Genomic DNA, 8,544 nt, shown 5'->3' with positions numbered 1-8,544 from the left:
TTTGCTTTTAGAAAAAGCCAGAGAGCGCAAAAGAGGTTTACAGACTGCGGACGAGGCAGCCAGATTACTTTTGGAAACAAGGAATATCGAAGATAACCTCCCCGCATTATCCCAGATCTTCAAAAAGGTTTTTGAATTCGACTACCTCTCCTTATCTTTAATCGAAGGCTCGGGCAAGAATGTGAAAAAGATCAGCTTAGGGACTGGAGAAAACCTGCTCTTAGATGTAAAACCTAATCTGCCGGTATATGGAACCTCGGTCGGCTGGGTGATCGACTCAGGTGAGCCTCTGATTGAATCAGACCTGGAGAAAAAGGGTCTGTACGAGGATGATCTTTCGAAGCTTTTAAGGATCCGCTCCAAAATCGTAGTTCCCTTAAAGGTCAAAGGGAATGTAGCTGGCACCTTAACCCTGGGAAGCAAGAGGGCACAACTTTACAATCCAAAATATGCAAAAAAGCTGAGCCTTTTTTCCTCTCTTTTTTCACTTCATCTGCAGCAAAGGAGTTTGAGGGATTCACTGACGCAGGAGCAAAGATATTTCCAGACTTTTTCCAGACATTTTCTGGAATTTCTAAATCATAAAGATTTCAAAGGATATTTAGATGGATTAACTGAGGATTTAACTCATATCCTTCCGACCAGCTTCTGCCGGATCTCCTTTTTGGATCCCGAGAAAAAGGCTCTGGAAACCTTTTCCAGCTACAAAAGACGGGAGGAGATCTCCCTTTCACCCTACAACTTTCAACCTTTGGAGGCTTTGCCCTGGCACCGGTTAGCTTTAGAGACTAAAAAACCGATGCTGATCAATCAGGACGACCCGGAAAGCACTATATCAAAAGAGGAGGCAAAACTTTCCTTAGCCCCGGATGTGAAATCCGCACTGCTTCTGCCTCTCTTGGATAAGGAGCAGATAGTGGGGATGATCTCTTTGGGAGAGATGAGGAGCTGGGAGCGCAGGCCCATCAGAAGAAAAGAGATAGATTTCATGGAGAAAATCGCAACTGAGATCAGCCTTGCTCGCAAGCATAATTTGCCTGGAGAAGTTTTCCCGGCCCCAAGGGCACCTTATGCGGATAGGAAAATGTCTGATTTAGGATTGCAGGTCAACAATTCGCTGACCTCGATAATCGGTTCATTGGAACTTTTGAATCTGAGGAGAGATTTAACCGAAGAGAAAAAGGAAAGGTATCTTCAGATAATAGAAAAAGGAGCCTTGCGGATAAAAGAGAATATGGAGAGGTTTTTTAATCAGCCGGATTCTGTATTGATCGAGAAATAGACAGAGCCGACCTCTTAATAAACAGAAAGAGAGTCTCTGTTTCATCCTGGGTAGGGGCAATTCATGTCCATTTGGATCCATCTGGAAATTGCCCCTGCAAAAAATCAAGAAAGTCAGATATTTTTCCGAAAAGAAATATAACAGGGAGGTTCTAAAGTATCAGGATTTTTCTGGATGGGAATAAAAAATTGGAGGTGAGGTGGCTCAATACCCCGAAGAGCTAAATCAGGAAAATTTTATAAACGAGCAAGATAAAACTGAAAATAGGTTTAGAATATTGGTGGTGGATGATGATGAGAATGTCAGAGAGGTTTTGGCTGACCTTCTGCTGTTAGAGGGACACGAGGTCCTTTTAGCTGAGGATGGCGAAAAAGCCCTTTTGATTTTCGAGCAGGAAAAGCCGGATTTGATCATTACTGACCTGGGAATGCCCGGCATCTCCGGCTGGGAGGTCTCCCAGAAAGTCAAAACTATGCAACCATTCATAAAGGTCATAGTCATCTCCGGCTGGGGAGCAACTCTGGAAAAAGACCAGCTGGAAAGGAATTTCGTGGACCAGGTTCTGCCCAAGCCGTTTCATCTGGAGCAGGTCAAAAATACCATTGCCCAGGTGATGTCGAAGTTGTAGCGGAAGGCCGCCAGGGTCTTGTCCACAGGATCCCGGCGAAGACTTCAGCCTTCCATTTTTTTTAAAAACTGGAAACCTGAAGGTTTCCACTACACCTTTTTGTAGGGGCGGGGTTACCCCGCCCCTACATTTTTTTTTGAGAGCAATGTAGTAAAGTCAGTGAGCAGGAGAGCAGGATTACTGACAAAGAGAACTTGACTTTTCAGAGGGAAACAAGTAAAATAAACCACGAAGCTACACAGGGAGGCTTTTTGCGATTCTGGTTAAAGAGAAGTTGGGATTTTAAGATTTGTAGGGACGAGGTTTCCTCGCCCTGTCTGAGTTATGGAAACCTGAAGGGTTCCGCTACAAAGAAATTTATGGTGCGGGTCACCAGGATTCCGCCAAAGGCTGAAAAATCCATTTTCCGCACCAACGAGTAAGTCAGAATTTTAATTAACTGTAGGGGGACGGTCCTGCCAACGGCGGGATACCCCTACGGTTCGAAAGGTAGATATGCTGATTGACGCTCACGCACATCTGGACAGGTATGAAGACAAGCTGGAATCCGCCTTAGAAGAGATAAATCAGAACCGGATTTTTACCCTGAGCAATTCCATGGATTTGCCTTCGTATGAGGAGAACCTGAACATAGGAAAAAAATGTGAACTGGTTCTGCCGACTTTCGGCATACATCCCTGGAATGCACCTGAATATGCTGACCAACTGGAGGATTTAAAGGAGGTAATAGAACAGACTCCGATCATCGGTGAAATTGGATTAGATTACCACTCTGCTGAATATGCTTATCAATTCTCAGCACAGAGAAAGGTGTTCGAGTTCTTTCTTGAAAAAGCAAAAGAGCAGAATAAAATCGTGAATTTGCACACCAGAGGAGCTGAAAAAGAAGTCCTGGTTCTGCTAAAAGAATATGAGATTCAAAGAGCCATTATTCACTGGTATTCTGGTCCGTTAGAGATACTTGATAAATTAGTCGACGAAGGAACATATTTCACTATCGGAGTTGAAATTTTAGATTCAGAGCATATAAAGACTATTGCCCAAAGGCTGCCAATGGATCGACTGCTCACTGAAACGGACAATCCTGGAGGACAGATGTGGGTAAAAGGAATACTCGGAATGCCCTCGGTGATAAAAGAGGTAATTCAGGTTTCAGCAGAAGTGAAGAACACCACTGAGCAAGTGATTATTCAGACAGTCGAGACAAATTTCGCAAGGCTAATCCAGGATGACCCACGACTGTCAGAAATCAATGCGAAGTTTTTCAAAAAAATGGTTAGCAATACCTGAAATTTGTAGGGGCGAACCTCTGTGTTCGTTATTTGTTAGATATAAGGGCGAGGTTCCCTCACATTTTTTTATTCTGAAAGAGTATATGGATTGGTAAAACAGGCATCCTTGCCTGTTTCTTTTGTCCCATCTCCTTTTTAAGGAGAGAGGTTTTATAAAACGCTCACGAACAACGAATCCCGGTCACGTCTTTTTTCCCCCATCTTCCTTCTTCCTTTGTTTCCTTTCCTTGACCACTCGACTCCTTGAATCCTCGAATCTTTTTCCTTTCTCATTTTATCCTTTTCTTCATCGCCTCATACTCATCCTTATAAAAAGGCAGCTCCTTTGTTTTTTCCCCGAATCCTGTAATCTCTTTGGCAACTCTGGCAATCCTCTCCTTGGTAGCAGGGTGGGATGCGGATAACTTTTCAAAGAATGTGGGCTCTTTATCGCTGAGCTTATCTAATTTTCCCAAAAGCTCTGCCATCCCTTCTGGATTGTAACCTGCTTTCTCCATATAAAAAGTCCCGAACTGGTCTGCCTCAAACTCGTTATCCCGGCTGTAGCCCTGGAGGATGATTCCTATGGAGGTTGAAACCAAATCCTGGCTAAGCTGACTGCTTGAGCCAAGGGCAATCGATAAAACCACCTGTACTCCCAGGACCTGCTGTAACTTTTTTACACCATGTCTTGCCACCACGTGGCTTATCTCGTGCGACAAAACCCCGGCTAACTCTGCTTCGTCGTCTAAAATTTTCAAAAGGCCGGAATAAACGTAGATATATCCGCCTGGAGTGGCAAATGCATTGATTTCCTTGGATTCCAAGACCTTGAAATGAAAAGGAAGATCTTTTCGGTCTGAGACATGAGCGATTTTCTGGCCCACGCCGTTCACGTAATCCTGCACTTCAGTATCAGGCAGAACTTTTTCCTCAGATTCCACTTGTGTCGACATTTTCTGGCCAATCGAGATCTCCTCATTGGAGGAGATCAGGATCAAGCTTTTTCTTCCGCCCGGACCAGTTGTGGCACAACTCAAGAAAAGCAAAAATACTATCCAAAGACCAATCCTTTTCATTTTTTTCTCCTTTATGTATTTATATATATTTTTTTAAAATATTTAATACTTAAATACATATCTGTAAATATATATAAAATAATAATTATAAATAAATATAAAATATATAAATAAAAATATTTACAAAAGATTTTTGTTTTAAAGAAATAATTTTTGTAGCAAATTTGTTTTGTAGGGACGTATTGCCATACGCCATTTCATTTTCTTGTAGGGGCGAGGTTTCCTCGCCCGATGATTGAGGTGAAAGACGCATTCAATGCGTCTCTACAATCCCCTCTCCTTTTAGCCGATAAAAGCCTTACGGCTCGTAGAGGAGAGGGTCAGGGTGAGGTTCCTTTGAACTTTTAAACCTTTGAACCCTTGAACCTTTTTTTATCCCGCTCCTCCACCAGAGCCTCCTCCCCCGCCTCCACCGCCCCCAGATGCTCCGCCCCCGGTCCCGGTTGCTGAGCTCATCGTGCTCGTAGCTGCGCTCATCAGGGAGGATAAGCTTTCTGCAAAACCAGCAGGAGAAAAATCAGAAGGTGCACCGCTGTAGACGTACCAGGGTATGATCTGATTCCTCTGTTCTGCTGGAATCATCTCTGCCAGGTTCTGGATGACCTTGCTGGACAGACCCAGGACCATTCCGTAGACCATAAATTTCCCTAAGTTCTCCTGCAGAGAATGACTTACTGACTCTCTGAAGTAATACTTTTTTAAATATTTCTTCAATCCCATCCATTTTTTGGCTACCAGCTCGTATTCCGGACTTCTTCTTGGAATTGTAAAAGACAAAATCATCAAAAGTGCACCGAAGACCCCGGGCATAAATGCCCATTCTTCAATTAAGAAAACTGATAAGATTGTCACACCTAAAAGAACAAAACTGAAAATCAGAACCTTGTTCCTTGCCTTTAAACTCTCCTCTTCCCAATATCCTTTTTGCTGACCTATTTTTCTGACCTCTTTCTGCCACCGGTTAAACCAGCTCGTGACCCGTGAGCGCTCTTTGGTCAGGCTCTTGAAATTTATCACATCCTTTCCCTCAGAAAGGTCATTAAACAGAAAATCTAAAAGCCCTTCTTCAAAATTTAGCAAATCTTTTCTGTTCTCCGCATAAAAATTCCGATTAAATTCTAAAAGGTATTGACGTTTTTGAGTATTCCACCAGCTTTTTTACCGGTTGAAGATTCTTCTTTTATCTTTAAAAAACCTCTCTGAGCTAAGTCGAGTATTGTCCCCACCAAAGCTTTACCGCTCATCTGCCCCTGGTATAAAAGACAGCTCAAAAGCGCTGGGGAGGTTTCTGAGGGGATTTCTGAATAATAGGTGTCAGGAAAAGGAACCCGGTGCTTTATCCCGTAGCGGTTGCGAAGAACGAAAAATCCCAGCATGCCGATTATACTCGGTCCAGTCACAATCCAGGAGCCGTACCTTTTTCGAGTCTCTTTTATCTCTTTTCTTCTGAGCCACTCCTCTCTTCTGGCATTTGCCTGGTCTGCCCATAATTTCTCTTCTGTTAGAATTTGCGGAACAATCTCTGATGATATGATGTTTTTTATCTGGGGAAAAAGACCCAGTGGATAAATTGCCCTTACCTCCCAGAAAGTGTTCGCAGGTAGATTCTGAACATTTGCCCTGATCTTTCCGTCATTCAGGATCTCGATGTTACCCCATAAGGGACCATGCGCCCAGGCTTTTATCTGATCCTTAGATGTGGTTGCCGGAGGAGAGATCTCCACCTTCACCTCCTTTGAAGTGTGATCCCATCCGGATCCGATGAATTTGTAATACAAAACCGCCGCATCAGTGTAAAGTTTCACCACATCTGAAATCCGGTAGGAGATGATGAAAGTCCGTTCTTCATTCCTGGCATCGAAATACCATTTTGCCTGGACATATTCCGGAGACTCATCATACTCATAGGTCCCTTCTGTGCCTGCTCTGTTTCGAAGATAAGGTTTACCTTCCTCTCCGACTGAGAAATCAACTATCTCCCCGATCTTTTCCTTGGGCAGAAAATATGTAGCCCAGTGAAAAGTCCCTCGAAAATCGTAAGTCCTTTTTTCCTGAATATCCATACTCCCATCTGGATTCAACTGAGCCTGAATGATAACCGACTGGATGCGATAATACTTTGCTCCCGACGCATGACCTGTCCAGAGCAAAGCCAGAAGGGTAAGAAATGAAATCAAAAGAAGTAATCTCACAATCACTTGATTGATCTTATGCCTGTTTTTCATACTCCCTCTTTTTTTTTAAAATCATGCTTACCCATTTAACCCTGTTTTCGAGCAGGTTCTTGTTCAGAGTAGATATATCTACGATCCACTTCCTAGTCAAGTTATTTTTTTGATGTAGGGGCGTATTGCTATACGCCCGGTTCGTTTTTTTTGTAGGGGCGATCCACCCTGAGGCGGACTCGCCCTGAATTAAATGTAGGGGCACAGCGGTGCTGTGCCCTGCCAGTAGAGACGCATTCTATGTGTCTCTACAATTCCCTCTCCTTTCCAAGGAGAGGGTAAGGGTGAGGTTCACTGCTCTGGTATGAGGAAAGAGGTAGAGACCCCGCGTGGCGGGATTTCGCTTGGCTCAACAAGCTCCACGCCTACGCAAAATCGCCATCACTAATCACCAGTCATTAATCACTAAAAAAAGGGAGCCTGTCTTTGAAGACTATCTGGCGGGGGCACAAGTTATGTCTATTTTCCCTTTTGGGAAATCTCGTGCTTAGTCCTCAAGAGAGCAGCGCTCCCGTGATAACAATTTACCATAAATAATATAAGCAATTTTTATGCCAGTTTTTGACCGCAATAGGAATCATTAACTTAATGATAATCAAAAACTTACTAAATCCATTCGGGGAGTCTTTATTAAACCAATGTAAAGAGTGTTCAGATTTTGGACAGCTCAAAGTCGGCATCAAACTTATCTTCAATTTTATCTTGAACTTAAAATGGATTCTTTTTGTCAATAATATTAACACTAAAAACATTTAAGAGTAAAATCTTCTGATATTTCTACTTTTGTTTTTTCAAATCTCCTCTAAATAAAATTCAAAAAAACTACTTTTAAAATGGGGAAAAGGAAAACCTGACAGAATTTAGAATATGAAAATCAAAAATTTTCTAAAGAAACTAAAAAACAGAAAGGAAAATCTTTCCGCTTCCTCAGGAGTGCCTGCTTTTGGTGGAGTTAAAAATTTTCCGGATAAACCTCTCTCCAAAAATTCACTTATGTCCGAGGGTGAAGATTTTATCATCCCTCTGGCAAGCCAGTATGATCATTCTTTCAGGATAAAACTCTACCGGTTCTTAAGAGACAATATCCCCTCAATAAACTCAGCCATCTGGACCTGGACCAGGCTCTCCTGCGCACCTTCTTCTTTCAGATTGAAAGGGACTGATGACCAGGCTCTCCTGGAGCAGGGAAACAGGATCATCTCTGCTTTGGACCGGAGAATCTACCAGCATTCCTTTTACAAATTCAGCGGAATCGAATCTCTACTCTCCCAGTTCTTTTATTCCCTTTTCACCGACGGGGCAGTTTGTGGAGAGCTGGTTTTAGAACCTTATAGAAAACGAATTGGCAGGTTTTATTTCATCGATCCTTCCACCATAAAGTTCAAATCAGCCGGGGCAGATTTAGAGCTTTATCAGGAGATGGACGGAGAGCTAATCCGGTTGAATGGCGACTCGACCTATTATTTCGGCTTGGACCCGGACTCGCAAGACCCCAGAGGGAAAAGCCTTTTGTGCTCTATTCCGTTTGTGTCCCGCATCGAACAGACCTTGCTTTCCGATATGCAAAAAAGCATGCATAATGCCGGCTATCACCGGCTGCACGTGAAACTAAAACCTCCGGAAAGAATCTCTGCAGAATCGAATGAGGCTTACACTAAAAGAGCTAACCAGTATTTTGAGGACACCCTGCAGATGATGAAGAAGCTTTCAGTAGAGGATAACCCGGTCACCTGGAACGACGTGCAGGTAGATTACATAGGACCGCAAGGAAGTTACGCTGCCACTACTTCCTGGTATATAAACCATAAAGCTTTGATCGAGGAGATCTGCACTGGAGTTCATTTAGACCCGTTTATATTGGGATATTCTTATGGAGCGCCTTATAGCTGGGCACAGATAAAATATGAGCTTATCCTGAGAAATATAATCTCCATCCAGGCATCAGCTAAAAGGTTTATGGAGTGGATTCATAACTTGGAGCTGGCATTGAACGGAATAAATTTAGAATATGAGCATCTTTTTGACAACCGCAAAGCCTTTGGTCTTCTGGAACAAAGAC

Annotated in this window: 5 protein-coding genes and 1 pseudogene; 4 read left to right on the top strand and 2 right to left on the bottom strand. The window is 43.0% G+C overall.

Features of this window, described 5'->3' with window-relative positions; all coding sequences use genetic code 11:
- From MUP17_01600 to MUP17_01590, 3 genes are all read left to right on the top strand, one after another.
- A partial coding sequence (locus MUP17_01600) for a GAF domain-containing protein (GenBank protein MCJ7457670.1) occupies window positions 1-1,282 on the top strand: 1,282 nt, incomplete at its 5' end.
- A 199-nt stretch (window positions 1,283-1,481) separates the two neighbouring features.
- Window positions 1,482-1,910, top strand: coding sequence for a response regulator (locus MUP17_01595; protein MCJ7457669.1), 429 nt, complete (start codon window positions 1,482-1,484; stop codon window positions 1,908-1,910).
- A gap of 495 nt (window positions 1,911-2,405) precedes the next feature.
- A complete protein-coding gene (locus tag MUP17_01590) occupies window positions 2,406-3,200 on the top strand; it encodes a TatD family hydrolase (protein MCJ7457668.1) in 795 nt (264 codons plus the stop codon).
- A 271-nt stretch (window positions 3,201-3,471) separates the two neighbouring features.
- On the opposite strand, the gene MUP17_01585 is transcribed toward MUP17_01590, so the two are convergent.
- Both MUP17_01585 and MUP17_01580 read right to left on the bottom strand, forming a co-directional pair.
- On the bottom strand, window positions 3,472-4,260 hold the full coding sequence (locus tag MUP17_01585; protein MCJ7457667.1) for a M48 family metallopeptidase: 789 nt from the start codon (window positions 4,258-4,260) through the stop codon (window positions 3,472-3,474).
- Window positions 4,261-4,632: 372 nt separating this feature from the next.
- Window positions 4,633-6,323, bottom strand: a pseudogene (locus tag MUP17_01580) (DUF2207 domain-containing protein).
- Between the two features lie 1,029 nt (window positions 6,324-7,352).
- Here MUP17_01580 and MUP17_01575 point away from each other — a divergent pair.
- Window positions 7,353-8,544 (top strand): hypothetical protein (locus MUP17_01575; protein ID MCJ7457666.1); only part of this gene is annotated, 1,192 nt, incomplete at its 3' end.

Source organism: Candidatus Zixiibacteriota bacterium (genome assembly GCA_022865345.1).
Classification (GTDB): domain Bacteria; phylum Zixibacteria; class MSB-5A5; order MSB-5A5; family RBG-16-43-9; genus RBG-16-43-9.
This window is presented reverse-complemented; position numbering and strand designations above follow the sequence as displayed.

Bases quoted from the DNA above. Each gene is read 5' to 3' on its own strand.
- MUP17_01590 (MCJ7457668.1), top strand. From the start codon at position 2,406: ATGCTGATTGACGCTCACGCACATCTGGACAGGTATGAAGACAAGCTG.
- MUP17_01585 (MCJ7457667.1), bottom strand. From the start codon at position 4,260: ATGAAAAGGATTGGTCTTTGGATAGTATTTTTGCTTTTCTTGAGTTGT.